25 protein-coding genes, 2 pseudogenes and 1 riboswitch are annotated in these 24,851 nt (G+C 71.7%); of the genes and pseudogenes, 11 read left to right on the top strand and 16 right to left on the bottom strand.

Translation table 11 applies throughout. The annotated features are described in order from the left end of the window. Positions 1–181, bottom strand: a pseudogene (locus tag QWM81_RS18260) (PLP-dependent aminotransferase family protein); the annotation flags it as partial. Between QWM81_RS18260 and QWM81_RS18255 the strand changes: the two are divergent. After that, positions 144–1,229, top strand: a pseudogene (locus tag QWM81_RS18255) (aminotransferase-like domain-containing protein); the annotation flags it as partial. The pseudogenes QWM81_RS18260 and QWM81_RS18255 overlap by 38 nt on opposite strands. 141 nt (positions 1,230–1,370) lie before the next feature. Here the strand turns inward: QWM81_RS18255 and rocD are convergent. After that, the gene (rocD, locus tag QWM81_RS18250) at positions 1,371–2,588 is read right to left on the bottom strand and encodes an ornithine--oxo-acid transaminase (RefSeq protein ID WP_290113119.1); all 1,218 of its coding nucleotides are present in this window, start codon (positions 2,586–2,588) and stop codon (positions 1,371–1,373) included. A gap of 106 nt (positions 2,589–2,694) precedes the next feature. Continuing rightward, positions 2,695–2,785: riboswitch (ZMP/ZTP riboswitch) on the top strand. A gap of 35 nt (positions 2,786–2,820) precedes the next feature. Here rocD and glyA point away from each other — a divergent pair. The 3 genes from glyA (at position 2,821) to QWM81_RS18235 (ending at position 5,954) form a co-directional block, all read left to right on the top strand. Beyond that, positions 2,821–4,098 carry a serine hydroxymethyltransferase gene (gene glyA / locus QWM81_RS18245; protein ID WP_290113118.1) on the top strand — a complete coding sequence of 426 codons (1,278 nt, stop codon included), beginning with the start codon at positions 2,821–2,823 and terminating at the stop codon, positions 4,096–4,098. A 160-nt stretch (positions 4,099–4,258) separates the two neighbouring features. Beyond that, a complete protein-coding gene (gene trpS / locus QWM81_RS18240) occupies positions 4,259–5,272 on the top strand; it encodes a tryptophan--tRNA ligase (protein WP_290113117.1) in 1,014 nt (337 codons plus the stop codon). A 91-nt stretch (positions 5,273–5,363) separates the two neighbouring features. Next, positions 5,364–5,954 carry a 2'-5' RNA ligase family protein gene (locus QWM81_RS18235; protein WP_290113116.1) on the top strand — a complete coding sequence of 197 codons (591 nt, stop codon included), beginning with the start codon at positions 5,364–5,366 and terminating at the stop codon, positions 5,952–5,954. 27 nt (positions 5,955–5,981) lie between these two features. On the opposite strand, the gene dprE2 is transcribed toward QWM81_RS18235, so the two are convergent. Further along, entirely contained in the window at positions 5,982–6,743 is a 762-nt protein-coding gene (dprE2, locus tag QWM81_RS18230; protein ID WP_290113115.1) for a decaprenylphospho-beta-D-erythro-pentofuranosid-2-ulose 2-reductase, read from the bottom strand. A 49-nt stretch (positions 6,744–6,792) separates the two neighbouring features. Then, a complete protein-coding gene (dprE1, locus tag QWM81_RS18225; protein WP_290113114.1) occupies positions 6,793–8,190 on the bottom strand; it encodes a decaprenylphosphoryl-beta-D-ribose oxidase in 1,398 nt (465 codons plus the stop codon). A gap of 163 nt (positions 8,191–8,353) precedes the next feature. Here dprE1 and QWM81_RS18220 point away from each other — a divergent pair, with 163 nt between their 5' ends. From QWM81_RS18220 to QWM81_RS18210, 3 genes are all read left to right on the top strand, one after another. Continuing rightward, the gene (locus tag QWM81_RS18220; protein WP_290113113.1) at positions 8,354–8,911 is read left to right on the top strand and encodes a phosphatase PAP2 family protein; all 558 of its coding nucleotides are present in this window, start codon (positions 8,354–8,356) and stop codon (positions 8,909–8,911) included. Between the two features lie 266 nt (positions 8,912–9,177). Next, on the top strand, positions 9,178–10,137 hold the full coding sequence (locus QWM81_RS18215; protein ID WP_290113112.1) for a decaprenyl-phosphate phosphoribosyltransferase: 960 nt from the start codon (positions 9,178–9,180) through the stop codon (positions 10,135–10,137). A 34-nt stretch (positions 10,138–10,171) separates the two neighbouring features. Further along, positions 10,172–11,074 (top strand): YihY/virulence factor BrkB family protein, encoded by a 903-nt coding sequence (locus QWM81_RS18210; protein ID WP_290113111.1) that lies wholly within the window; start codon positions 10,172–10,174, stop codon positions 11,072–11,074. Here QWM81_RS18210 and QWM81_RS18205 read toward each other — a convergent pair. Beyond that, on the bottom strand, positions 11,016–12,281 hold the full coding sequence (locus tag QWM81_RS18205; protein WP_290113110.1) for a D-alanyl-D-alanine carboxypeptidase family protein: 1,266 nt from the start codon (positions 12,279–12,281) through the stop codon (positions 11,016–11,018). The two genes, QWM81_RS18210 and QWM81_RS18205, sit on opposite strands and share 59 nt — an antisense overlap. A gap of 85 nt (positions 12,282–12,366) precedes the next feature. On the opposite strand from QWM81_RS18205, the gene QWM81_RS18200 reads away from it, so the two are divergent. Both QWM81_RS18200 and QWM81_RS18195 read left to right on the top strand, forming a co-directional pair. Next, the gene (locus QWM81_RS18200; RefSeq protein WP_290113108.1) at positions 12,367–12,618 is read left to right on the top strand and encodes an SCO4848 family membrane protein; all 252 of its coding nucleotides are present in this window, start codon (positions 12,367–12,369) and stop codon (positions 12,616–12,618) included. A gap of 12 nt (positions 12,619–12,630) precedes the next feature. Continuing rightward, positions 12,631–14,004, top strand: coding sequence for a metallophosphoesterase (locus QWM81_RS18195; RefSeq protein WP_290113107.1), 1,374 nt, complete (start codon positions 12,631–12,633; stop codon positions 14,002–14,004). Positions 14,005–14,007: 3 nt separating this feature from the next. Here QWM81_RS18195 and QWM81_RS18190 read toward each other — a convergent pair whose 3' ends face one another. From QWM81_RS18190 to QWM81_RS18140, 11 genes are all read right to left on the bottom strand, one after another. Further along, positions 14,008–14,745 (bottom strand): TetR/AcrR family transcriptional regulator, encoded by a 738-nt coding sequence (locus tag QWM81_RS18190; RefSeq protein ID WP_290113106.1) that lies wholly within the window; start codon positions 14,743–14,745, stop codon positions 14,008–14,010. Positions 14,746–14,756: 11 nt separating this feature from the next. After that, entirely contained in the window at positions 14,757–15,170 is a 414-nt protein-coding gene (locus tag QWM81_RS18185; RefSeq protein ID WP_290113105.1) for a thiol-disulfide oxidoreductase DCC family protein, read from the bottom strand. 7 nt (positions 15,171–15,177) lie between these two features. Then, complete coding sequence (locus tag QWM81_RS18180; RefSeq protein WP_290113104.1) at positions 15,178–15,612, bottom strand: hypothetical protein; 435 nt, start codon at positions 15,610–15,612, stop codon at positions 15,178–15,180. Positions 15,613–15,763: 151 nt separating this feature from the next. Continuing rightward, positions 15,764–15,955, bottom strand: coding sequence for a ferredoxin (locus QWM81_RS18175; protein WP_290113103.1), 192 nt, complete (start codon positions 15,953–15,955; stop codon positions 15,764–15,766). Positions 15,956–15,968: 13 nt separating this feature from the next. Next, complete coding sequence (locus tag QWM81_RS18170) at positions 15,969–17,159, bottom strand: cytochrome P450 (protein ID WP_290113102.1); 1,191 nt, start codon at positions 17,157–17,159, stop codon at positions 15,969–15,971. A gap of 171 nt (positions 17,160–17,330) precedes the next feature. Beyond that, positions 17,331–17,819 (bottom strand): hypothetical protein, encoded by a 489-nt coding sequence (locus QWM81_RS18165; RefSeq protein ID WP_290113101.1) that lies wholly within the window; start codon positions 17,817–17,819, stop codon positions 17,331–17,333. A 93-nt stretch (positions 17,820–17,912) separates the two neighbouring features. After that, the gene (locus tag QWM81_RS18160) at positions 17,913–18,671 is read right to left on the bottom strand and encodes a succinate dehydrogenase iron-sulfur subunit (protein ID WP_290113100.1); all 759 of its coding nucleotides are present in this window, start codon (positions 18,669–18,671) and stop codon (positions 17,913–17,915) included. Beyond that, on the bottom strand, positions 18,671–20,425 hold the full coding sequence (gene sdhA, locus QWM81_RS18155; protein WP_290113098.1) for a succinate dehydrogenase flavoprotein subunit: 1,755 nt from the start codon (positions 20,423–20,425) through the stop codon (positions 18,671–18,673). The genes QWM81_RS18160 and sdhA overlap by 1 nt, the downstream gene beginning before the upstream one ends. A gap of 20 nt (positions 20,426–20,445) precedes the next feature. Further along, positions 20,446–20,925: a succinate dehydrogenase hydrophobic membrane anchor subunit gene (locus QWM81_RS18150; protein WP_290113096.1), complete on the bottom strand. Its 480-nt coding sequence runs from the start codon at positions 20,923–20,925 to the stop codon at positions 20,446–20,448. Positions 20,926–20,933: 8 nt separating this feature from the next. After that, positions 20,934–21,314, bottom strand: coding sequence for a succinate dehydrogenase, cytochrome b556 subunit (gene sdhC / locus QWM81_RS18145; protein ID WP_290113095.1), 381 nt, complete (start codon positions 21,312–21,314; stop codon positions 20,934–20,936). 179 nt (positions 21,315–21,493) lie between these two features. Beyond that, positions 21,494–22,084: a 2-oxo-4-hydroxy-4-carboxy-5-ureidoimidazoline decarboxylase gene (locus QWM81_RS18140; protein ID WP_290113094.1), complete on the bottom strand. Its 591-nt coding sequence runs from the start codon at positions 22,082–22,084 to the stop codon at positions 21,494–21,496. A 148-nt stretch (positions 22,085–22,232) separates the two neighbouring features. Between QWM81_RS18140 and QWM81_RS18135 the strand changes: the two genes are divergently transcribed. Continuing rightward, positions 22,233–23,876 carry a beta-N-acetylhexosaminidase gene (locus QWM81_RS18135; protein ID WP_290113093.1) on the top strand — a complete coding sequence of 548 codons (1,644 nt, stop codon included), beginning with the start codon at positions 22,233–22,235 and terminating at the stop codon, positions 23,874–23,876. Between the two features lie 159 nt (positions 23,877–24,035). Then, positions 24,036–24,815 (top strand): DUF4328 domain-containing protein, encoded by a 780-nt coding sequence (locus tag QWM81_RS18130; protein WP_290113092.1) that lies wholly within the window; start codon positions 24,036–24,038, stop codon positions 24,813–24,815. Positions 24,816–24,851 lie beyond the last annotated feature (36 nt).

The following is a 24,851-nucleotide window of genomic DNA, read 5'->3' as shown; positions in this document are numbered from 1 at the left end:
CGGAGCAGATGACGATGCGGTCGGGGTCGGCGTACACGCCGCGGGCGCGGGCCAGGTAGTCGGCGAGGACGGTACGCAGTTCGACGCGGCCGTGCGGGCCGCCGTACCCGAAGGCCTCGTGCGTGCCGCCCGCGCGCCCGGTGGTACGGCGCCCCGCCGCGCACACCCTGCACCCCGGCATGCCCGACCTCGGGTCCTTCCCGCGCGCCCAGTGGCTCAAGGCGGCCCGCCGGGCGCTGACGGCCGCCCCGCACGAGGCCTTCGGGTACGGCGGCCCGCACGGCCGCGTCGAACTGCGTACCGTCCTCGCCGACTACCTGGCCCGCGCCCGCGGCGTGTACGCCGACCCCGACCGCATCGTCATCTGCTCCGGCTTCGTCCACGGGCTGCGCCTGATGGCCCAGGTGCTGCGCGAGCGGAAGGTACGGGACGTGGCCGTCGAGTCGTACGGGCTCGACGTCCACTGGAACCTGCTCACCCGGGCCGGGCTGCGCACACCCGCGCTGCCGTTCGACGAACACGGCACGCGCACCGGCGCGTTGCGCCGCCAAGGGGCGGTCCTGATGACGCCCGCGCACCAGTTCCCGCTCGGCGGCGCACTCACCCCCGACCGGCGCACCGAGGCCGTGGACTGGGCGCGCAGGACCGGCGGGCTGATCCTGGAGGACGACTACGACGGCGAGTTCCGCTACGACCGCCAGCCGGTCGGTGCCCTCCAGGGCCTGGACCCCGAGCGCGTCGTCTATCTCGGGACGGCCAGCAAGTCGCTCACGCCCGGACTGCGGCTGGCGTGGATGGTGCTGCCGGAGCAGCTGGTCGGCGACGTGCTGGCGGCGAAGGGCGGCACCGACTGGGTGTCCAGCGCGCTCGACCAGCTGACGCTGGCGGAGTTCATCTCCTCGGGCGCCTACGACCGGCACGTACGGAGCATGCGGCTGCGCTACCGGCGGCGGCGCGACCAGCTCGTGGCCGCGCTCGCCGAACGGGCGCCCGGCATCCGGGTCAGCGGCATCGCGGCCGGGCTCCACGCCGTGCTGGAACTCCCGCCCGGCACCGAGCCCTCCGTCGTCCAAGCCGCAGCCTGGCAGGGCCTCGCCGTCCAGGGCCTGGACCGCTTCCGCCACCCGGACGTACCGCGCGGGCGCGACGCCCTGGTGGTCGGCTACGCCACCCCGACCGACAGCGCGTGGACGGGCGCCCTCGACGCCCTGTGCCGCGCGCTGCCGTAGGGCCTGTCTTCGCAGCGTGCCGGGCTCGCGTGCCCGCGGTGACATCAACCGCTCCCCGGCGGGCCGCTCCTGACCCGGCCCGATCCACAAGACAGGCCCTGGCCGTGTCCGTACCGTCCGTACCCGCAGGGCGGGTCCCCGTCACTCCGTGGCGCCGCTCCTGAGCACCGTCCGCAGCTGCTCCAGACCCCAGTCCAGGTCCTCCTTGCTGATCACCAGTGGCGGGGCGATCCGGATCGTCGAACCGTGCGTGTCCTTCACCAGGACGCCGCGCTCCATCAGCTGCTCCGAGATCTGCCGCCCGGTGCCCAGGCTCGGCACGATGTCGACGCCCGCCCACAGGCCGCGCCCGCGGACCGCCTCCACGGCGCCCCCGCCCACCAGCAGTCCCAGCTCCCGGTGCAGGTGGTCGCCCAGCTCGGCCGCCCGCTGCTGGTACTCACCCGTGCGCAGCATGGCGATCACCTCCAGCGCCACGGCACAGGCCAGCGGGTTGCCGCCGAACGTCGAGCCGTGCTCACCGGGCCGGTGCACGCCGAGCACCGCCGTGCTGGACACGACCGCCGACACCGGCACGACGCCGCCGCCCAGCGCCTTGCCCAGCACGTACATGTCGGGCACCACGTCCTCGTGCTCGCACGCGAACGTCCGGCCGGTGCGGCCCAGGCCCGACTGGATCTCGTCCGCGATGAACAGCACGTCCCGCTCGCGGGTCAGCTCCCGCACCCGGGCGAGATAGCCCGGCGGCGGCACCAGCACCCCGGCCTCGCCCTGGATCGGCTCCAGCAGCACGGCCACGGTGTTGTCCGTCATGGCCTCCTCGATGGCGGCCACGTCCCCGTAGGGAACGATCTCGAAGCCCGGCGTGTAGGGGCCGTAGTCCGCCCGCGCCTCCGGGTCGGTCGAGAAGCTGACGATCGTGGTCGTCCGGCCGTGGAAGTTGCCGGCCGCCACGATGATCTTGGCCATGCCGTCGGGGACGCCCTTGACGCGGTAGCCCCACTTGCGGGCGGTCTTCACCGCGGTCTCCACCGCCTCCGCCCCGGTGTTCATCGGCAGCACCATCTCCATGCCGCACAGCTCGGCCAACTGCTCGCAGAACTCCGCGAACCGGTCGTGGTAGAAGGCGCGGGAGGTCAGCGTCACCCGCTCCAGCTGGGCCTTGGCGGCCTCGATCAGCCGGCGGTTGCCATGGCCGAAGTTGAGGGCGGAGTAGCCCGCCAGCATGTCGAGGAAGCGGCGCCCCTCGACATCGGTCATCCACGCGCCCTCCGCCGAGCTGACGACGACGGGCAACGGGTGGTAGTTGTGCGCGCTGCGCGCCTCGGCGGAAGCGATCGCGTCTTGCGTTCTCGACACGGAATCTCCGTTCGTCCTGCGGCCGGGGGCCTGGGGTGCGCCCTTATCTATCGTCGCTCGCCAGGTGGGCCGGGAAACCTTCGACCGGCGTGCCCGTTAAGGTGGCCGTACGCACGGCGACTGGCGTACGGGGAAGCGACCCCGGGGAAGTCGTGCGCGGCAGACCGCACGAGGTGCCGCCCGCCTGGGCACCCCGGGAGACGACCGCTGCCGGCCCCTTGGAGCGCACGCCATGACCAGCCTTCCCCTTCCCGCGCACCACCCCGCCCTCGCCGCCACCGACCCGGAACTGGCCGCGCTCGTCGGCGCCGAGGAGCGGCTCCAGGCCGACACCCTGCGGCTGATCCCCAGCGAGAACTACGTCTCGCAGGCCGTCCTGGAGGCCTCCGGCACCGTCCTGCAGAACAAGTACAGCGAGGGTTACCCCGGCCGGCGGTACTACGAGGGCCAGCGGCACATCGACCAGGTCGAGCTGCTCGCCATCGGCCGGGCCAAGGCCCTCTTCGGCGTCGACCACGCCAACGTCCAGCCCTACTCCGGCTCCCCGGCCAACCTCGCCGTCTACCTCGCCTTCGCCCAGCCCGGTGACACCGTGATGGGCATGGCCCTGCCGATGGGCGGCCACCTCACCCACGGCTGGGGCGTCTCCGCGACCGGTACGTGGTTCCGCGGCGTCCAGTACGGCGTACGCCGGGACACCGGCCTGATCGACTTCGACGAGGTGCGCGACCTGGCGCTCAAGGAGCGGCCCAAGGTCATCTTCTGCGGTGGCACCGCCCTGCCCCGCACCATCGACTTCGCCGCCTTCGCGGAGATCGCCCGCGAGGCGGGCGCCGTCCTGGTCGCCGACGTCGCCCACATCGCCGGCCTGATCGCGGGCGGCGCCCACCCGTCGCCGGTGCCGCACGCGGACGTGATCTCCACGACCACCCACAAGACGCTGCGCGGCCCGCGCGGCGCGATGCTCATGTGCCGCGAGGAGCACGCCAAGGCCATCGACAAGGCGGTCTTCCCCGGCCTCCAGGGCGGTCCCCACAACCAGACCACCGCCGCCATCGCCGTCGCCCTCCACGAGGCGTCCCGGCCCTCCTTCCGCGACTACGCGCACGCGGTCGTCGCCAACGCCAGGGCGCTCGCCGAGGCACTGCTCGCCCGCGGCTTCGACCTGGTCTCCGGCGGCACCGACAACCACCTGATCCTGATGGACCTCACCTCGAAGGACGTGCCGGGCAAGGTCGCCGCGAAGGCGCTGGACCGGGCGGGGGTCGTCGTGAACTACAACACCGTCCCCTACGACCCCCGCAAGCCCTTCGACCCCTCCGGCATCCGCATCGGCACCCCCTCGCTGACCTCCCGCGGCCTCGGTACGCAGCACATGACGGCCGTCGCCGACTGGATCGACCGGGGCGTCGGCGCGGCGCGGGACGGCGACGAGGACGCCCTGCTCACGATCCGCGCGGAGGTCGCCGACCTGATGGCCGCCCACCCGGCCCCCGGCATCCCCGCGTAAGGAGCCGGGCGCGCCACGGGCCGCGGGCACCGCTGGGTGCCCCGTCCGTGGCCCGGCCCGGTCCCGTGGCACGCTGTGTTCCTCGTCTCATCCCGGGTGCGCCCCTGTCCGTCCCCGGCCGTTTCCCGAGCTGTCGGTCGCACCTGAGACAATGAGGAACATGGCCTCTGATCGTCCTCGCGTGCTCTCCGGAATCCAGCCCACCGCAGGCTCGTTCCACCTCGGCAACTACCTCGGTGCGGTCCGTCAGTGGGTCGCGCTCCAGGAGACCCACGACGCCTTCTACATGGTCGTCGACCTGCACGCGATCACCGTTCCGCAGGACCCCGCCGAGCTGCGTGCCAACACCCGGCTCGCCGCCGCCCAGCTGCTCGCCGCGGGACTCGACCCCGAGCGCTGCACGCTCTTCGTCCAGAGCCACGTCCCCGAGCACGCCCAGCTGGGCTGGGTCATGAACTGCCTGACCGGCTTCGGCGAGGCCGGCCGCATGACGCAGTTCAAGGACAAGTCCGCCAAGCAGGGCGCCGACCGCGCCACGGTCGGTCTCTTCACGTACCCGATCCTCCAGGTCGCGGACATCCTGCTCTACCAGGCCAACGAGGTCCCGGTCGGCGAGGACCAGCGCCAGCACATCGAGCTCACCCGCGACCTCGCGGAGCGGTTCAACACGCGCTTCGGTGAGACGTTCACCGTCCCGGCGCCGTACATCCTCAAGGAGACGGCGAAGATCTACGACCTGCAGGACCCGACGGTCAAGATGAGCAAGTCGGCCTCCACGCCGAAGGGGCTGATCAACCTGCTGGACGAGCCGAAGACGACCGCGAAGAAGGTCAAGAGCGCGGTCACCGACACCGAGACCGTGATCCGCTTCGACCCCGAGCGCAAGCCCGGCGTCAGCAACCTGCTGACCATCATGTCCACCCTCACCGGCACCCCCGTCGCGGACCTGGAGCGTGGCTACGAGGGCAAGATGTACGGGGCGCTGAAGACCGACCTCGCCGAGGTCATGGTGGGCTTCGTCACCCCCTTCAGGGCCCGCACCCAGGAATACCTGGACGACCCCGAGACGCTGGACTCCATCCTGGCCAAGGGCGCCGAGAAGGCGCGTGCCGTCGCCGGGGAGACGCTCGCGCAGACGTACGAGAAGGTGGGCTTCCTGCCCGCCAAGCACTGAACCCGGGCGGCTCTGGCCACGCGGTGGGTGCAGCCGCCACACTGGCGCTGCACCGGACGACCAACCGGACGACCGAAGTGAGGAGAACGACGTGGGGACCGTAACGCTCGGCGTTTCGATCGCGGTCCCGGAGCCCTACGGCAGCCTGCTCCAGGAGCGGCGCGCGGGCTTCGGGGATCCCGCCGCGCACGGCATCCCCACGCACGTCACCCTCCTGCCGCCGACCCAGGTCGAGGCGTCGCGGCTGCCCGCCGTCCGGGCCCACCTCGCCGAGGTCGCGGCGGCCTGCCGGGCGTTCCCGATGCGGCTGAGCGGCACGGGCACCTTCCGGCCGCTGTCACCGGTCGTCTTCGTGCAGGTGGTGGAGGGCGCGTCGGCCTGCTCGTGGCTCCAGCAGCGGGTCAGGGACACGTCGGGCCCGCTGGTACGGGAGCTGCAGTTCCCGTACCACCCGCATGTCACCGTGGCGCACGGCATCTCCGAGGAGGCGATGGACCGGGCCTATGAGGAGCTGGCCGACTTCGAGGCCTCCTGGACGGTCGGCTCCTTCGCGCTGTACGAGCAGGGCGCGGACGGGGTCTGGCGCAAGCTGTACGCGTACGAGTTCGGTGCCGGCCGGGCGACCCCGGCCGTGCCCGCCCAGGGCTCACCTGTCGACGAACCGGCCACCAGCCGCACCTGAGGCACCGGTCTCAGCGGCGGGCACCGGTCACAGCGGCAGGCGGCGGAAGAGCGGGCGCGGGGTGTGCCGCAGCACCGACATCACCACGCGCAGCGCGCCCGGCACCCACACCGTCTCCGCACGGCGCCGCAGCCCCTGCTCGATCGCGAAGGCCACCGCCTCCGGGGTCGTCGCCAGCGGCGCGTCCGCCAGCCCGGCCGTCATCCTCGTCCGTACGAAACCGGGCCTGACGACCATCACGTGCACGCCCGTGCCGTGCAGCGCGTCGCCCAGGCCCTGGGCGAAGGCGTCCAGGCCGGCCTTGCTGGAGCCGTAGAGGAAATTGGCGCGGCGGGCCCGTTCGGCGGCCGCCGAGGAGAGCACGACCAGGGAGCCGTGCCCCTGTGCCTGGAGAGCGTTCCCGCAGACCAGCCCGGCCGAGACCGCGCCGGTGTAGTTCGTCTGGGCGACCAGGACCGCGGCGGCCGGCGCCGCCTCGTCGCGCGCCTGGTCGCCCAGGACGCCGAAGGCGAGCAGCACCATGTCGATGTCGCCCTCGGTGAACACCTTGCCCAGGGCCTCCTCGTGCGCGGCGGTGTCGAGCGCGTCGAACGGGACGGTACGGACGGTGACGTCCGCCCGCAGCCCGCGCAGGGACGCGGCGGCGGACTCCAGGGCGGGGGAGGGGCGGCCGGCCAGCCAGACCGTACGCGTACGGCGGGCGATGAGGCGGCGTGCGGTGGCCAGCCCGATCTCGGACGTACCACCGAGGACGAGCAGGGACTGCGGGGTGCCGAAGGCATCCTTCATGGTGACGTGCTCCTTACCGGGGATCCGGGGATCCGGGAGTCCGGGGGTCCTACGGGCCGAGCAGCCCGAGGCGGCGGGCCAGGTCCGACCTGAACACCGAGCGGGGGTCCAACTCGGCCCGCAGTGCCAGGAATTCCGGCAGTCGCGGGTACATGGCGCGCAGCGCGTCCGGGCCGAGCCGGGAGTCCTTGGCGAGGTAGACGCGGCCCCCCGCGTCCGCCACCTCCTCGTCGAGCTCGTCCAGGAACGCGCCCAGACCGCTGAGCCCGGCCGGGATGTCCAGCGCCAGCGTCCAGCCGGGCATGGGGAAGGACAGCCAGCCGGGGTCGCCCTCGCCGAAGCGTTTCAGGACCGCCAGGAAGGACGGACACCCCCGGCGCGCGATACGGCGCACGATGCGGCGCAGGGCGTCCTCGTGCCCGTACCCGACGACGAACTGGTACTGGACGAAACCGCCGCGCCCATACACGCGGTTCCAGTGCGGGACGCCGTCCAGAGGGTGGAAGTAGGCGGACAGCCGCTGGAGCTCGCCGGTGCGGTGGCGGGGCGCCCGGCGGTACCAGAGCTCGTTGAAGAGCCCCACGGTCGTGCGGCTGAGGAGCCCCTCCGGTACGAAGGCGGGGGCGCCCGGCAGCCTGCCGGGGCGGAAGGCGAGGGGCGCGCGCCGGGCGCGGCGCGGGAGTGCCTCGTACGGGGCGTGGTCACCGCGCGTGAGGACGGCCCGTCCGGTGGCGGCCCCGCGCGCGAGCAGGTCGATCCAGGCGACGGAGTAGCGGTAGCCGTGGTCGTTGGCGGTCAGGCGGGCCATCAGGTCATCGAGGTCGGCGGCGCGCTCGGTGTCGACGCACATCAGGGACGTTTCGACGGGCAGCAGCTGGACGGTGGCGGAGAGGATCACTCCGGTCAGGCCCATGCCGCCGGTGGTGGCGTCGAACAGGTCGGTGCCGGGCAGGACCGTGCGGATCGCGCCGTCCGCGGTGAGGAGCTCGAAGGCGCGTACGTGACGGCTGAAGGAGCCGGAGACGTGGTGGTTCTTGCCGTGGATGTCGGCGCCGATGGCCCCGCCGACGGTGACGTAGCGGGTGCCGGGGGTCACGGGCACGAACCAGCCGAGCGGCAGCAGCACCTCCATGAGGCGGTGCAGGCTGACGCCCGCGTCGCAGACCACGACGCCCGCGTCCGCGTCGATGGCACGGATGCGGTCGAGGCCGGTCATGTCGAGTACCGAGCCGCCCGCGTTCTGAGCCGCGTCGCCGTAGGCGCGGCCGAGCCCGCGGGCGATGCCGCCGCGATCGCCGCAGTCACGCACCGCGGCGACGGCCTCCTCATGGCTGCGGGGGCGCAGGACGCGGGCGACGGTGGGGGCGGTGCGGCCCCAGCCGGTCACCGGTTCGGTCGGCGTCACCGGGGCGGTCTGCGGCGCGATGTGGGTGTCGGCATCAGGCATGGACGCGACGGTATCGCCGCACTTGCGTCGTTCGAGGGGTTTGTCGGCCGCGTCGTCCGGCTCGCCGAAATGGGTGATTAAACGAGTGTCGGACAAGATTGCCGCCTCCTCGGGCGCGCGGCCCGCCAGAGTCGTCCAGGGACGACGAGAGGGGTGGCCAAGGATGCGATACGCGGGCCGGCGCCTGTCGTACGCCGACTGCGCGGGCGCCGATCGACTGCTGCTGGCCACGCTGCGCGACTGCGGGCGCCGTCTGCCCGCGGTGGCCGCGGCCGCCCGGGCGCTGTCGTTCGCGGGTGAGCACGGCGCGCTGTGGATCGCGGCCGGGCTCGCGGGCGCGGTGGCCGACCCGGAGCGCCGTGCGGCCTGGCTGCGCGGTACGGCGCTGACCGGCGCGGCGCACCTGGCGAGCATGGGCGTGAAGCGGGTGGTACGCAGGCCACGGCCGGGCGGCCCGGTGGAGCCGCTGGTGCGCACCGCCGGGCGGCACTCCTTCCCGAGCTCCCACGCCGCTTCGGCCGCCGCGGCGGCGGTGGCCTTCGGGGCACCGCGCCCGGCCGCCCGCCGCCTGGCCGCGCCGCTGGCGGCCGCGATGTGCCTCTCCCGGCTCGTGGTGGGCGTCCACTACCCCACCGACGTGGCCGCCGGCGCCCTGCTGGGCGTGGTGACGGCGCGGGCGGGCGGACGCTGGACGCGGCGGGCGGTGGACGCGCGTGGGTGACCTGACGGACCGTTTCCGCAGCCGGGTCGGCGCGCGCTCCGCGTACGGAGAGACGCGCCCGTACGGAGACCGGCGCCCGTACGGAGGGACGCACCCGTACGGAGACCGGCGCCCGTACGCAAAGACACGCCCGTACGGAGAGACGTGCCCGTACGCAAAGACGCGCCCGTACGGAGGGACGCACCCGTACGGAAACCGGCGCCCGTACGCAGAGACGCACCCGTGCGCAGAGACGCGCCCGTACGCGGTCCGGGCCGGACGCGGTCATGGCTGAGCCGACGACCGTGGCGCCCCCCGCCTCCGCCGCCTGCGGCCTGCCCATCCCCGACGCGGCGCCCCGGGCCGCCGCCGTGCCGTTCGGGCTGGTACGGGCCGCGCGCCCGCGCCAGTGGATCAAGAACGTCCTCGTCGTCGCCGCGCCCGCCGCCGCCGGGCAACTGGTGTCCCGGCACACCGCCCTCCAACTCGGCATCGTCTTCCTGCTGTTCACCGCCGCGGCCGCCGGCGTCTACCTCGTCAACGACGCCCGCGACGCCCACGCCGACCGCGCCCACCCCGTCAAGTGCCGCCGCCCGGTCGCCGCCGGGGACGTCCCGGTCCCCGTGGCGTACGGGACCGGCGCCGGCCTCGCGCTCGGCGCCGTCATCGGCGGCGCCGTGCTGTGCAACGCCCTGACCGCCGCGCTCCTCGCCGCGTACCTGGCCATGCAGTGCGCGTACTGCCTGCGCCTCAAGCACGTCCTCGTCGTCGACCTCGCGGTGGTCACGACCGGGTTCCTGATGCGCGCCATGATCGGCGGGGTCGCCCTGTCCATCCCGCTGTCACGCTGGTTCCTCATCACCACCGGCTTCGGCGCCCTGTTCATGGTCGCGGCCAAGCGCTACTCCGAAGCCGTCCAGATGGCGGGCCACGACGGGCGGACCCGTGCGCTGCTCACCGAGTACACCACTGGCTACCTCCGCTTCGTGTGGCAACTGGCCGCCGGTGCCGCCGTACTCGGCTACTGCCTGTGGGCCCTGGAGAGCGGCGGCACCGCCAACGGCTCCCTGCTGCCCTGGCGCCAGCTCTCCGTGATCGCCTTCATCCTCGCCGTCCTCCGTTACGCCGTCTTCGCCGACCGGGGCACCGCCGGAGCCCCCGAGGACGTCGTGCTGCGCGACCGCCCCCTCGCCGTCATCGGCCTCGCCTGGGCGGCGATGTACGCGATGGCCGTGGCCGACCTGTGACACCGCCCGCCCGCACGGGGGTAGGGGGAACGGCATGGACTGGCTGACCAAGCTCCCCGTCATCGGCCCGTGGGCCGCCCGCCTCATGCGTACGCACGCCTGGCGTTCGTACGAGACCCTCGACCGCGCCCACTGGACCCGCCTGGCCGCCGCCATCACGTTCATCAGCTTCCTCGCCCTCTTCCCGCTGATCACCCTGGGCGCCACGGTCGGCGCCGCGCTCCTGAGCGCCGAGCAGCTCCGCTCCATCGAGAACAGGCTCGCCGAACAGGTCCCCGGCATCTCCGACCAGCTCGACCTCGACGCCCTCGTCGCCAACGCGGGCACGGTCGGACTCGTCGCCGGAGCCGTCCTGCTGTTCACCGGTATCGGATGGATCGGCTCCATGCGCGAATGCCTGCGCGCGGTGTGGGGGCTCGACGACAGCGACGGCGACAACCCCTTCGTCCGCAAGGGCAAGGACGCCGTGATCCTCCTCGGGCTCGGTGTGACCGGCCTCGCCTCGCTCGCCGCCTCCGCCCTCGGCTCCACCGCCGTCGACTGGACCGCCGAACGGCTCGGCGTCTCCGGCGGCGGCGCCGGTGGCGTGTTCCTCCACATCGGCGCCGTCACCGTCGCCGTCCTCGCGGACTTCCTGCTCCTGCTGTACGTGCTGAGCCCGCTGCCCGGCGTCCACCCGCCGCGCCGCCGCCTCGTCGTGGCGGGGCTGATCGGCGCGGTCGGCTTCGAGGCGCTGAAGCTGCTGCTCGGCGGCTATATGAGGGGCGTGGCGGCGAAGTCGATGTACGGGGCGTTCGGGGTGCCCGTCGCGCTCCTGCTGTGGATCAACTTCACCGCCAAACTGCTGCTGTTCTGCGCCGCCTGGACGGCCACGCGCTCTAAGCGCGAGGCTGACGACGGCGGCGTACGAGATCCGGCAGCGGCCAGCGCCGGTTGACCAGGAACGCCGCGCCCGCCAGCAGCGCCAGCGCACCGCCCGCCACCGCCAGTGCCGTCCCGGCCCCGCCCGAGCCGCCCGCGGCGGCGACCGTCGTCCTGCCGCCGCCCTCGCGCGCCGACTGCTCCCCGCCGCCGGAACCGGCCTCGCCCTCGACGGACCCGGCCGAGGCCCCGGTCCCCGTCTGTGCCGACTTGGGCGGCACCAGTTCGCCGACCGGCTTCACCTTCCCGGCCGCCGCGAAACCCCAGTCGAGCAGCCGGGCCGCCTCCTTGTAGACGGCGTGGCTCTCCTTCGCCGACGGGTTCATGACGGTGACCAGCAGCACCTTGCCGTTGCGCTCCGCCACCCCGGTGAAGGTGGCGCCCGCGTGGGTCGTGCTGCCGTTCTTCACCCCGGCGATGCCCTGGTAGGCGGGGATGCCGTAGTCGCCGGTCAGCAGCCGGTTGGTGTTCTGGATCTCGAACGTCGACCGCTTCTTGTTGCCGGGCTTGACCTCTCCGGGGAACGTGGCGCGCGGAGTCGAGCAGTACTCCCGGAAGTCCTTGTTCTGCATACCGCTGCGCGCGATGAGCGTGAGGTCGTACGCGGACGAGACCTGGCCCTGCGCGTCGTAACCGTCCGGTGAGACGACATACGTGTCCAGCGCCTGGAGTTCGGCGGCGCGGTCGTTCATGTCCTGGACGGTCTTGGCGAGGCCGCCGTTCATCCCGGACAGCACGTGCACGGCGTCGTTGCCGGAGCGCAGGAAGACCCCCAGCCACAGGTCATGGACCGTGTAGGTGTGCTTCTCCTTGACCCCGACCAGGCTGGAGCCCTCGCCGACCTTGGCCAGTTCACCCGGCTTGACCAGATGCGACCGCGTCTTGGGCAGCTTGGGCAGCACCGTGTCGGCGAAGAGCATCTTCAGGGTGGAGGCGGGCGGCAGCCGCCAGTGGGCGTTGTGCGCGGCCAGCACGTCGCCGCTCTCGGCGTCCGCCACGATCCAGGAGCGGCCCGTGACCTCCTTGGGCAGTACGGGCACACCGGCGGCCAGGTTGACCTGGGTGCCGGGCTTGCCGAGCTTCGCCCCGCCGACCGTGGACATGACGGCGGGCGGCTTGGGCTGGGTGTCCTCCTTCGTGTCCGCCGACGCGGGGGCAGCGGTGAGGGCAGGCAGCAGCGCGGCGACGGTGACCGTCCATACGGTCTTTTTCAGATCAGACACGATCGAGAACGTACAGGGAGCGACCGCGGAAGCCGACGCCACACCCCGCAGGAGGCCGCTCACGCGTCGCGGAGATACTGGACCCATGAAGCTCAGCCGCTCCGCCTCCTGGTTCCTGCTCGCCTTCGGGGTGTGGAGCTGGATCATCTGGATCACTTTCGTCAAAAACCTCTGGAACGACGCGAGCGGTCTCGCCTTCGACGACGCGGGTGACCCGACCGCCTACTTCTGGGTCCATCTGCTGCTCGCCATCACGTCCTTTGTTCTGGGGACGGTGGTGGGCGTCATCGGGTTGCGTGGCGTGCGCGCGTCGCGTCGCGGCTCACACCACGAATAGGGGGTCGGGGCCGTGCTGTTCGTCCTGCTGCTGCTCGTCGTGGTCATCGCCCTGCTGGGCGCTGTCCACTGGTACGTATGGCGGCGCCTGGTGCGCGATGTGACGGTGCCCGGGAGCGTGGCGCGGCGGGCGGGCACCGTGGCCCTGGTCGTGCTGCCCCTGCTGGCGCTGGGCGCGCTGACGGCGGGGCGCGCGGGGGCGCCGTTCTGGCTCCAGCGGGCGGTGGCCTGGCCCGGCTTCCTGTGGCTGGCGCTGCTGCTGTACGTGGTGCTGGCCCTGGTGGCGGGGGAGGCGGTACGCCCGCTGCTGCGGCGCTTCCTGGAGCGCCGGGCCGCGCGAGGGCCGGCGGCAGCCGGCGCACCGGCCGCGGGCACGCCGACGGAGGCGCCCACGGGCAGGCCCACGGAGGCGCCCGCCACGAGGCCCACGGAGGCGCCCGCCCCGGTAGCCGTGGCAGCGGGGGCGCCTCAGGTGGCCGCCGCGCCCCTCGGGGAGACGGCCGCCGCCACCCCGCCGATACCCGAGCCGTCGCCCGCCCCCGGGACCACCACCCAAGCCGAGGTGTCGCGGCGGCTGTTCGTGTCGCGGGTGGTCGGCGGCGCCGCCGCGGCCGCCGCGCTCGGGACCGTCTCGTACGGCACCTACGGCGTCCTGCGCGGGCCGCGCGTCAAGCGGGTCACCGTGCCGCTCGCCAAGCTGGGCCGCGCCGCGCACGGGTACCGGATCGCGGTCGTGAGCGACATCCACCTCGGGCCCATCCTCGGGCGCGCCCACACCCAGCGCATCGTCGACGCCATCAACGCCGCCCAGCCCGACCTCGTGGCCGTCGTCGGCGACCTGGTCGACGGCACCGTCGAGAACCTGGGCCCCGCGGCCGAGCCGCTCGCACGGCTCCGCGCCCGTGACGGCTCGTTCTTCGTCACCGGCAACCACGAGTACTTCTCGGGCGCGGCCGAATGGGTCGACCACGTACGCGAACTGGGCCTGCGTCCGCTCCGCAACGAGCGCGTCGAGATCGCCGGCTTCGACCTCGCCGGGGTCAACGACGTGGCCGGCGAGAACTACGGCGACGGCCCCGACTTCACCGCCGCCCTCGGCGACCGCGACCGGACGCGCGCCGCCGTGCTGCTCGCGCACCAGCCCGTCATGATCCACGACGCCGTACGGCACGGGGTGGACCTCCAGCTGTCCGGGCACACCCACGGCGGCCAGCTGTGGCCCGGCAACCACCTCGCGGAACTGGCCAATCCGACCGTCGCCGGACTCGAACGGTACGGCGACACCCAGCTGTACGTGTCCCGCGGCGCGGGCGCCTGGGGGCCGCCCGTCCGTGTGGGCGCCCCCTCCGACATCACGCTCGTGGAACTGGCCTCCCGACAGGCGTAGCGGTCAGCCGCGCTTCGTCGCCATCGCGCCCGGCAGGAACTCCTCCAGCACCTCGTGCACCTGGCGTACCAGTGGCCGCAGCACGCGGTAGCGGGACAGCGCGATGGCCCGCGCGGCGATGGGCGCGGTGCGCTCCACCAGCCGGCGGCTGCGCTCGGTGTGCTCGGAGCGGTCGTACACCCAGTACAGCACCAGCCCCATGTGCATCAGCCACATCAAGTGCGGGAGCATCTCGGCCAGTTCGGGCGCGGTCTTGGTGTCGGAGCCGAACAGCACCCGGGCGTGGATGGAGATCGCGGACTCACGGGCCGCGACCGACTCCGCCGAGAACGGGCTGAGCGGGCTCTCGGGGTCGGCGGCGTTCTTGAAGAACTGGGCCGCGAAGGGGTGGTACGGCTCCGCCACGTCCAGCCAGGTCAGCAGCGAGTCCCGGATCCGTACCGCCAGGTCCTTGTCGCCCGCCAGGACCGGCTGGACCGCCACCTCGTGCTCGGCGGCCAGCCGGTCGTAGAAGCCCTGGACCAGGTGCTCCTTGGAGGAGAAGTAGTAGTAGGCGTTGCCGACCGAGACGCCCGCCTCCTGGGCGATGGCCCGCATCGTCGTCTTGTCGTAACCGCGCTCCTGGAACAGCCGGAGCGCGGTTTCGAGGATGAGCGTGCGGGTCTGTTCGCTCTTGGGAGCCTTGGCGGGCTTGTGCGCCTCGGCGGGCTTCGCGTCGTTCACGTCCTTCACGTCCTTCACGGTGCCCGAGCCTAGTGGGGCGCGTCCGGTATCTCGCACCGCCCGTCCTCGCACCCCCGGCCGCCGCCCGGCGCGAGGGCCTCGCGCCACTTGGCGGCGGCGAGGACGGTGACCCGGGCGAACGGCATCCCGGCCGGGGTGGCCAGCCAGTGGGCCTTGGACCGGTACTCGGCCAGGGCCCACAGGCACACGATCCAGGCGGCGGTGGAGCGGTAGACCTGCCCGGCGTCCCCGACCACCGTGATCTCCTTGAGCGTGGCCCGGTGGTCCAGGTGCGGGAAGCGGCGCAGGGCCTCCTGGGAGGCGGCGGGCACCAGGTCCAGCGGTATGAGCTGACGCTGCCGCAGCAGCCAGTGGCGCAGGTGGACGCAGAGCGGGCACTGGGCGTCGTACAGCACCGTCAGCCGCTTCACGGGGACGCTCATCGTGACCTCACGCGCCGGTCGCGGGTGTCGCCCAGGGGCCCTTCCCGGCCGGGCCCGTCCAGCCCTGCGGCGGAACCGGCGGCGTCTGCTCCCGCTCCAGGGCGCCGCGCCGGCGGATCTTGTTCAGTACGTAGACGTTGCCGAGGTGCATCACGCCCAGCACGAGCAGCACGACACCGAGCTTGACCGACAGCGCCTCGAACAGCTGCCGGGCGTTGATCACGGCGTCGTCCTGGCTCAGATAGAGCGCCACGAAGCCGAAGTTGACCAGGTAGAAGCCGACCACCAGCAGGTGGTTCACGGCACCGGCGAGCTGTTCGTTCCCGTGCAGCACATCGGCGAGGAAGATCCGTCCGTTCCGGCTGAGCGTGCGGGCCACCCAGATGGTGAGCGCCACGCTGATGAGCAGGTAGACGACGTACGCGATGACAGTGAGGTCCATTCCCCCACCTTTCTTGAACGCGTTCAAATGGTGATGCCCCTGACTCTAGACCTGCCTTTGAACATGTTCAAGTCGGGCCGCCGTCCCCCGGAAACGACGCGGCGGGGCGGCCCGGGCCGAACGACCCGGACCGCCCCGCCGGGCGGCAGCGCTAGGGCGAGACCTCGATGGCCTGCACCGGGCAGCCGCGTGCCGCCTCGCCCACCAGCGGGTTCCCCGCTCCGTCCTCCCTTCCGGGCACCAGTTCCCCGAAACCGTCGTCGTCCTGGGTGAAGACCTCCGGAGCCGTCAGGGCGCACAGCCCGGCGCCGATGCAGACGTCCTTGTCGATCGAGATGCGCATGAGTGACATCAACTCACCAGGTCACGGGGAGTTCCAGCATCCCCTGGATCGTGTCCCCGGGTTTGAAGGGGATCTCCTCGGCAGGCGCCGCCAGCCGCAGCCCCGGCAGCCGCTCGAAGAGGGTCCGCAGCGCGATCTCCATCTCCGCCCGCGCCAGGTTCTGGCCCAGGCACTGGTGGATACCGAAGCCGAACGCCAGGTGGTGGCGGGCCGACCGGTGCCAGTCGAGCGTGTCGGGCTCGGCATAGGCGGCCGTGTCGCGGTTGATCACCGACGTGGAGAAGATGACCCCGTCGTCCGCCCGGATCGTCGTCCCCTCGACGTCGATGTCCTCCGTCGCCACCCGCAGCATCCCGTCGGCGATCGACAGGAACCGCAGCAACTCCTCGACGGCGGTGGCCATCAGCGAGGGGTCCGCCTTCAGCTCGGCCAGCTGTTCCGGGTGCCGCAGCAGTGTGTACGTACCGAGGGAGATCATGTTCGCCGTGGTCTCATGACCGGCCACGAGCAGGATCGTGGCGAGCTCGATGAGCTCCTGCTTGTCGATGCGCCCCTGCGCGAGCTGCTGCTCGATCAGGTCGTCGAGGACACCGTCCCCGGGTTTGTCGCGTTTTCGCTCAACCAGATCGCCCAGGTACCCCTCCAGTCGGTCGCGGGCGTCCTCGGTGTCCTCGGCCGTCGGCCCGCGCAGCAGCCGGCGCGACTGCGCCTCGAAGAAGTCGTGGTCGGCGTACGGGACTCCGAGCAGGTCGCAGATCACGATGGACGGCACCGGCAGGGCGAACGCGGACACCAGCTCGGCCGGCGGCCCCTGTTCGGCCATCGCGTCCAGCAGCCCGTCCACGGTCCGCTGGATACGTGGCCGCAGGTCGGCCGTGCGCTTGAGCGAGAAGCTCGGGATCAGCATCCGCCGCTGGACGTTGTGCTCGGGGTCGTCCACGCCCAGCAGGGCGGCACGGCGGCGGCTGCGTACGGTGGCGAAGCGTTCGGAGGGGAGGGGGAACGCCTCACGGGTGGAGTCGGTGGACAGCCGCTGGTCGGCGAGGAGCCGGCGCGCGGCGGCGTGCCCGGTGACGATCCACACCGAGCGGCCGTCGTACAGCGTGACCCGGGACAAGGGCCGCGCCTCGCGCAGCGGATCGTAGGCGGCGGGTGGGTGGTAGGGGCAGGTGCGGTCCTGGGGGAACGCGACGGCTTCCGTCATGGTGGCCTCACAAGCGATGAATCGGATTGCCGATCCCCACTACATGCCTCAGGCACCTAACCGGTCTACGCGCAGTTCGGCCAAACCACCCGAAGAATCGATCCCCGAAGGGTCGATCCCCGAAGCATCGACCCCGAGGTCGATCCGGAAGGTTCGATTCCGGCCCGCTCCCTAGACGCTCAGCGAACGCGCGTAGTTGACCTGCCCCATCACCATGGCGAACGTCTGCGGACCGGTGGCCGGGACCACCGTCGAGTGGTGCCGGCCGCCACTGGTGACCGTCACCTGGATGAAGCCGGTCGTCGTCTTCTCCTTCATCAGCAGGAACAGCAGCCCCAGCAGGCAGAAGACGGCGAAGACGACCGCGAGCACGATGGCGTGCGTGGGGATCTTCTCCTCCGTGCGGGACATGTCCGTGGCGTTCCACACCGCGCCCTTGAGGGGCATCGGGCCCGCCGGGGTGAGGATGGAGTCCGGCAGCACGGTGATGTCACCGATCGACAGCAGCGGCGCCCCGGCGCCACCCACGGGAACCGGCGGGTAGTGCTGCGGATAGCCGTAACCGGCGCCCGCGCCCGGGTATCCGTACCCCGGCATCCCCTGAGGCTGCGCCGGCCCCCAGGTGTACTCCCCGTCCGCGTACGGATTCGGCTCGCTCATCGTTCCCCGTCCTCAAGGCGTATGCATGGGCGAAGGCCCGCTTCTGTACGGCTGAGCGTACAGAAACGGGCCCTCTCAGGGTCTGCGGACGTGTCAGTAGCGACGCGTGATCAGCGCGCGCTTCACTTCCTGGATCGCCTTGGTGACCTCGATACCGCGCGGGCAGGCGTCCGTGCAGTTGAACGTGGTGCGGCAGCGCCACACGCCGTCCTTGTCGTTGAGGATCTCCAGCCGCTGCTCGCCGGCCTCGTCGCGCGAGTCGAAGATGAAGCGGTGCGCGTTGACGATCGCGGCCGGACCGAAGTACTGGCCGTCGTTCCAGAACACCGGGCAGGACGACGTGCACGCGGCGCACAGGATGCACTTGGTGGTGTCGTCGAACCGCTCGCGGTCCTCGGCGGACTGCAGCCGCTCGCGCGTGGGCTCGTTGCCCTTGGTGACCAGGAAGGGCATCACGTCCCGGTACGCCTGGAAGAACGGCTCCATGTCCACGACCAGGTCCTTGAGGACCGTCAGGCCCTTTATGGCCTCGATCGTGATGGGCTTCTCCGGGTTGATGTCCTTGATCAGCGTCTTGCAGGCGAGCCTGTTCTTGCCGTTGATCCGCATCGCGTCGGAGCCGCAGATGCCGTGCGCGCAGGAGCGCCGGAAGGTGAGCGAGCCGTCGACGTCCCACTTGATCTTGTGGAGGCCGTCGAGCACCCGCTCCTTCGGGTCGATCTCGATCGGGAAGTCCTGCCAGACCGCCTCGTCCGAGATCTCCGGGTTGAAGCGGCGGATCCGGAAGGTGACCGTGATGTACGGCGAGTCGGCGAAGCCCGCCTCGGCCTTTTCCAGTACGGGGGTAGCCATCAGTACTTACGCTCCATCGGCTGGTAGCGGGTCTGGACGACGGGCTTGTAGTCGAGACGGACGGTCTCGGTGCCGTCGGCGCCGACCTCGCGGTACGCCATGGTGTGGCGCATGAAGTTGACGTCGTCGCGGTTCGGGTAGTCCTCGCGGTAGTGACCGCCGCGGGACTCCTTGCGGGCCAGCGCCGAGACGGCCATGACCTCGGCCAGGTCGAGCAGGTTGCCCAGCTCGATGGCCTCCAGCAGGTCCGTGTTGAACCGCTTGCCCTTGTCCTGGATGGACACGTTCAGGTACCGCTCGCGCAGCTCCGCGATCTTCTCCACCGCGGTCTTGATCGTCTGCTCGGTGCGGAACACCATCACGTTGGCGTCCATCGTCTCCTGGAGCTCACGGCGCAGCACGGAGACCCGCTCCGAGCCGGTGGAGTTGCGCAGCCGCTCCACCTGCTCCTGGACGAAGGACGCCGGGTTCTCCGGCAGGTCGACGTAGCCGGCCGTAGCCGAGTACTCGGCGGCCGCGATACCGGCCCGCTTGCCGAAGACGTTGATGTCCAGCAGCGAGTTGGTGCCCAGGCGGTTGGCGCCGTGCACCGACACGCAGGCGACCTCACCGGCGGCGTACAGACCCGGCACGACGGTGGTGTTGTCCGCGAGGACCTCACCCATGACGTTGGTCGGGATGCCGCCCATGGCGTAGTGCGCGGTCGGCTGGATCGGGATCGGGTCCGTGTAGGGCTCGATGCCGAGGTACGTCCGGGCGAACTCGGTGATGTCCGGGAGCTTGGCGTCCAGCTGCTCCGGCGGCAGGTGGGTCAGGTCCAGGTAGACGTGGTCGCCCTCGGGGCCGCAGCCGCGGCCCTCGCGGATCTCCGTGTAGATGGAGCGCGAGACGACGTCGCGCGACGCCAGGTCCTTCATGACGGGCGCGTACTTCTCCATGAAGCGCTCGCCGTCCTTGTTGCGCAGGATGCCGCCCTCACCACGGGCGCCCTCCGTCAGCAGGATGCCCATGCGCCAGATGCCCGTCGGGTGGAACTGGAAGAACTCCATGTCCTCCAGCGGCAGGCCGCGCCGGTAGCAGGCGGCCTGGCCGTCACCGGTCAGGGTGTGCGCGTTGGAGGTCACCTTGAAGAACTTGCCGGTGCCGCCGGACGCGTAGATCACGGCCTTCGCCTGGAAGACGTGGATCTCGCCGGTCGCCAGCTCGTAGGCGACCACACCCGCCGACGTGCGGACGCCGTCGACCTCGGTGATCAGCTGGTCCAGGACGTAGAACTCGTTGAAGAACTCCACGCCCTCCTTGACGCAGTTCTGGTACAGCGTCTGGAGGATCATGTGGCCGGTGCGGTCCGCGGCGTAGCAGGACCGGCGCACCGGGGCCTCGCCGTGGTTGCGGGAGTGACCGCCGAAGCGGCGCTGGTCGATGGTGCCGTCCGGGGTCCGGTTGAACGGCAGGCCCATCTTCTCCAGGTCGAGGACGGCGTCGATGGCCTCCTTCGCCAGGATCTCGGCGGCGTCCTGGTCGACCAGGTAGTCACCGCCCTTGACCGTGTCGAAGGTGTGCCACTCCCAGTTGTCCTCCTCCACGTTCGCCAGCGCGGCGGCCATGCCGCCCTGCGCGGCGCCCGTGTGGGAGCGGGTCGGGTAGAGCTTCGTCAGCACGGCGGTACGGCTGCGCTTGGTGGCCTCGATGGCCGCGCGCATGCCCGCGCCACCGGCGCCGACGATGACGGTGTCGTACTTGTGGATCTTCATTGGTCTCGTCAGCCCCGGCTTTAGCGGATGTTCGGGTCGAAGGTGAAGATCACCAGCGTGCCCAGAAGGATGGTGAACACCGTGGCGGTGTACAGCAGGCCCTTGAGCCACAGGCGCGTGTTCGGGCGCTCGGCGTAGTCGTTGATGACGGTACGCAGGCCGTTGGCGCCGTGCAGCATCGCCAGCCACAGCATCAGCAGGTCCCAGACCTGCCAGAACGGGGACGCCCAGCGGCCCGCCACGAAGGCGAAGCCGATCTTGGAGACGCCGCCGTCCAGCACGAGCTGGATCAGCAGGTGGCCGATGACGAGGACGACCAGCACGATGCCGGACAGCCGCATGAAGAGCCATGCGGCCATCTCGAAGTTGCCGCGGGTCGACTTCGGGGTCTTCTTGGTCCGCTTGCGGGGCGGCTCGATGACCGGGGCGGGGTGGTCCACGTCGTAGAGGCGTTCGCCCTCGACGGGCCCGACCGCGGACTTGGTGAGGTCAGTGGACATGTCTGGCGTCAGCTCCCGAACACTTCACGTACGGCGTGGCCGAGGACGGGGTAGATGGCGCCCGCCATCAGCACGATCCAGACGCCCATCACGACCCAGAACATCTGCTTCTGGTAGCGGGGGCCCTGGGACCAGAAGTCGACGGCGATCACACGAAGGCCGTTGAGCGCGTGGAAGAGGATGGCGGCGACGAGGCCGTACTCCAGCAGAGCGACGATCGGCGTCTTGTACGTGGCGACGACTTCGTCGTACGCCTCGGGGGAGACCCGCACGAGAGCGGTGTCCAGTACGTGTACGAACAGGAAGAAGAAGATGAGGACGCCGGTGACTCGATGAGCCACCCACGACCACATGCCTTCCCGGCCGCGGTACAGCGTTCCAGCCGGCACGGAAAAACCCTCCGGGAGCGGGATTGGGGCCGGCCGGCTTCTGTGTCGGTCTGGCCCGGCCGGGTACGGTCCACCGGCCCCGGTCATCGTAGCGACGAGATGTCGGTTCCCCTGCCCGGGGGGTGCAGGTGTGATCAAACAGGCAATCAAACGAGCACGTACGGGCTACCCGGACCGTCTCATTCCGCCACGAGCCGGGAAAGCCGGGCGTGCGCGAGCCGCCGAAGCTCGTCGGCGGCGATCGCCCGCTCCTTCTCCGGAGGGTGGCTCATCCGGGCGTGGATGGCCGACAGCGCCTGGTTGAGGTGCTCCTCGGGCCGGCAGTCGTCCAGGCAGATCACAAAAGCGTGCCGGAAGCGGCTCTCGTACTCGCTGTGCGCGGCGTCCCAGGCGGTGTGGGCGGCGCTGGGGGTGCCCGGTGGCAGGCCGGCCGAGGTCTCGTCGGCCAGCGCCTCGTCCAGATCGGCGGCCGCCAGGTCGTAGCTGGCCTCGTCGGCGGCGGCGAGCAGGGCGTCGAGCGTGGGGTACGGGCGGTGGGCGGCGATCCGCCGGGCCCAGCGGCGGCTGCCGCAGCAGGCGAGCAGGGCGGCCTCGGCCGCGCCCGGCGGCGCGGCGTTGAACCGGACGAGGCCCTCCAGTACGCGGGAGGCGCGGGCCTGGCCGGGTATGGCCCCGCCGCGCGCGCCGCCGGTGGCGGCAGGGGACGTGGCTGCCCGTGGCGGGAGGGTGGGCGGTCGCTTCGGGGTGCCTGCGGTGGGTTCGCCGGCCATCGTGGGCTCCTCGAAAAGGACAGCGGGAGAGATGTGCGAAAGGTGTGAGGGAAGGGGCACAACGTTACCCACGGTGAGCTTGTGCTGTACGAGAGATGCGAGAAGTTCACCCGGAAGGGAGAGTTTCCTTACTGGGCATGGACGGGCCATGGACGGAGGTAAGCGCGTGATCCGGCATTCGACAGGGGGTCTCGTCGCGGCGGTGGTGCTCTCCCTCACGGTCGCGGGCTGCGCGGACAGCGGCACCGGCGGCCAGGGCACGGCGGCCCCCGGTACCGCGACGACACCGGCAGCCTCCACCCCGGGGGCCCTCACGCCCACCCCCACACCGACTCCTTCACCCACACGGACGTATCCGCTCTCCACCGAACCCCGCACCATCCCCTCCGTACGCGACCACCAGCCCGCCCGCGGCCCCGGCTGGCGGCCCGGAAGCGGCAGCGCGGTCGTCGTCGCCAAGGGCAGTGGCGTCCTCGCGGACGAGGCCCGGCTGCTCGCCGGCGAGCTCAAGGCCGGCTACCGCGGCGAGGGCACCGCCCGCGCCGGCGACATCGAGCTGGCGCTGAACACCACGCAGGGCGGCGGCGCCGAGTCGTACACGCTCACCACCCGTAACGGACGGGTCCGCATAACCGGGCCCGACCAGGCGGGCGTGTTCTACGGCACCCGGACCGTGAAGCAGGCGCTGCGCTCGGGCGGGACCGTCCCGGAGGGCGTCATACGCGACCGGCCCGCCAAGCCCCAGCGCGGGCTGAACCTCGACATCGCCCGCAAGCACTTCAGCGCCCAGTGGATCGAGGCCCGGCTGCGCGACATGGCCGACCTCAAGCTGAACCAGCTCGGCCTGCACTTCTCGGACGACCAGGCCTTCCGTATCGAATCGTCCTCGCACCCCGAGGTCGTCTCGCCACAGCATCTGACCAAGGCCGAGGTACGCCGGATCCTGGCCCTCGCCAGCCGGCTGCACATCACCGTCGTCCCCGAGGTCGACTCGCCGGGACACCTCGGCGCCGTCCTGCGGGCGCACCCGCAGCTCCAGCTCCGCAACACCCAGGGCACGCCCCGCCAGGGCGCCATCGACATCTCCAAGCCCGAGTCGGCGCGGATCGTGGACGACCTGCTGCGTGAGTACGCGCGGCTCTTCCCGGGGCGGTGGTTCCACGTGGGCGCCGACGAGTACCAGGCGCTGACCGTGCGCGACCCGGCCGCCTCCTACCCCCAGCTCGCCCGGGCGGCCCGGCAGAAGTACGGCCCGGGAGCTCGTGTGCAGGACCTGGCGACCGGCTGGCTGAACGACCGCGCCGCGGTGGTCCGCGCGGCCGGCAGGACGCCCAAGGCGTGGAACGACGGGTTCTTCACCGGCGGCGTGGTCAGCCCCCACCAGGGCATCGAGGCCGAATACTGGACGGGCAGGGAGATCGGCGCGCGCGAGCCGCTGAGCTATCTGCGCGAGGGCCGCAAGGTGGTCAACCTCAACGACGAGTACCTCTACTACGTGCTCGGCGAGCCGAACCAGTTCACGTACCCCACCGGCCGGCGCATCTACCAGGAGTGGACGCCGCTGGTGCTGCGCGGGTCGACGGCGGTGCCCGAGCGGTACGCGGGCCAGATCCTCGGCGGCCGCTTCGCGGTCTGGTGCGACCTGGCGAACGCCCAGACCGCGGACCAGGTGGCGCGCGGCATCCGGATGCCGCTGCGGGCCACGGCCCAGAAGCTGTGGGACGCCGGCCAACCGCCGCTGTCCTGGGCGGACTTCCGGACACTGGCGGACAGGCTGGGCGGCGGCACCTGAGATCACCCGAGATCCCCCGAGATCCCCCGGGATCGCCCGAGATCGCCCGAGATCACCTGAGATCTCGTGAGATCACGTGCGATACGGTGCGCGGGCGGCCATGACCGGTCGCGTACATGACGGGGGGTCTGCTCGGCCATGCTGTGCTCAAGGTGCCGGATGCATACGGCGATGACGAAGGACGGGCTGTGCGAGGGGTGCGCGCACCCGTCCGCGGCCGTGCGGCCGGTGGGTCCGCCGGGTCCGCCGAATCCGCCGCGTTCCGTCGCCGTGGCGCTGCCGCACTCACCCACCGGTCTGAGCCGGGCCGTCGTCGCCCTGCTCGGTGTGGTCATCGCCGTGGACCTGTACGCCCTCGTCGCCGACGTCCATCTGTACGTGCTGGCCCACGGTGCCCTGAACGACCCGGCGGCCGACCTGGACCGGGGATACCTGCTGATATCCGTCGCGGCCGGCCTCCAGATGGTCGCGCTGGCCGCCACCGCCGTCCTGTTCATCATCTGGCTCCACCGCGTGCGGGTGAACGCCGGCGTCCTGGCCCCGGACGTGCTGACCAACGGGCCGGGCTGGGCGATCGGCGGCTGGTTCATCCCCGTCGTCAACCTCTGGATCCCGCGCCGTATCGCCCGCGAGACCTGGCAGGCGAGCAAGCGTGACCCGCACGACGGCCCCGGGCACAAGGAACCGGCCACCGTGCTCAACGTGTGGTGGGCGCTGTGGCTCCTGACCCGGCTCCTCGCCATGGTCGCGAGCAACGCGTACGAGGACGCCTGGCATCCCCAGGACGTGAAGGACGCCTGCGAGCTGCTGATCCTCGCCGACACGGCCGACATCGCGGCGGCCGCGTTCGCCATCCTCACCGTACGCAGGCTCACGGCGATGCAGTTCGGCCGGAGCAAGGCCGGGTCGCCGGTACCGGCGCTGTCGCCGAAGGTTTAGTTCACGCCACAACGAGTGACGATTTTCGGCCAGGGG

Source organism: Streptomyces ficellus (assembly GCF_030406405.1).
In the GTDB taxonomy this organism is placed as follows: domain Bacteria; phylum Actinomycetota; class Actinomycetes; order Streptomycetales; family Streptomycetaceae; genus Streptomyces; species Streptomyces ficellus_B.
This window is presented reverse-complemented; position numbering and strand designations above follow the sequence as displayed.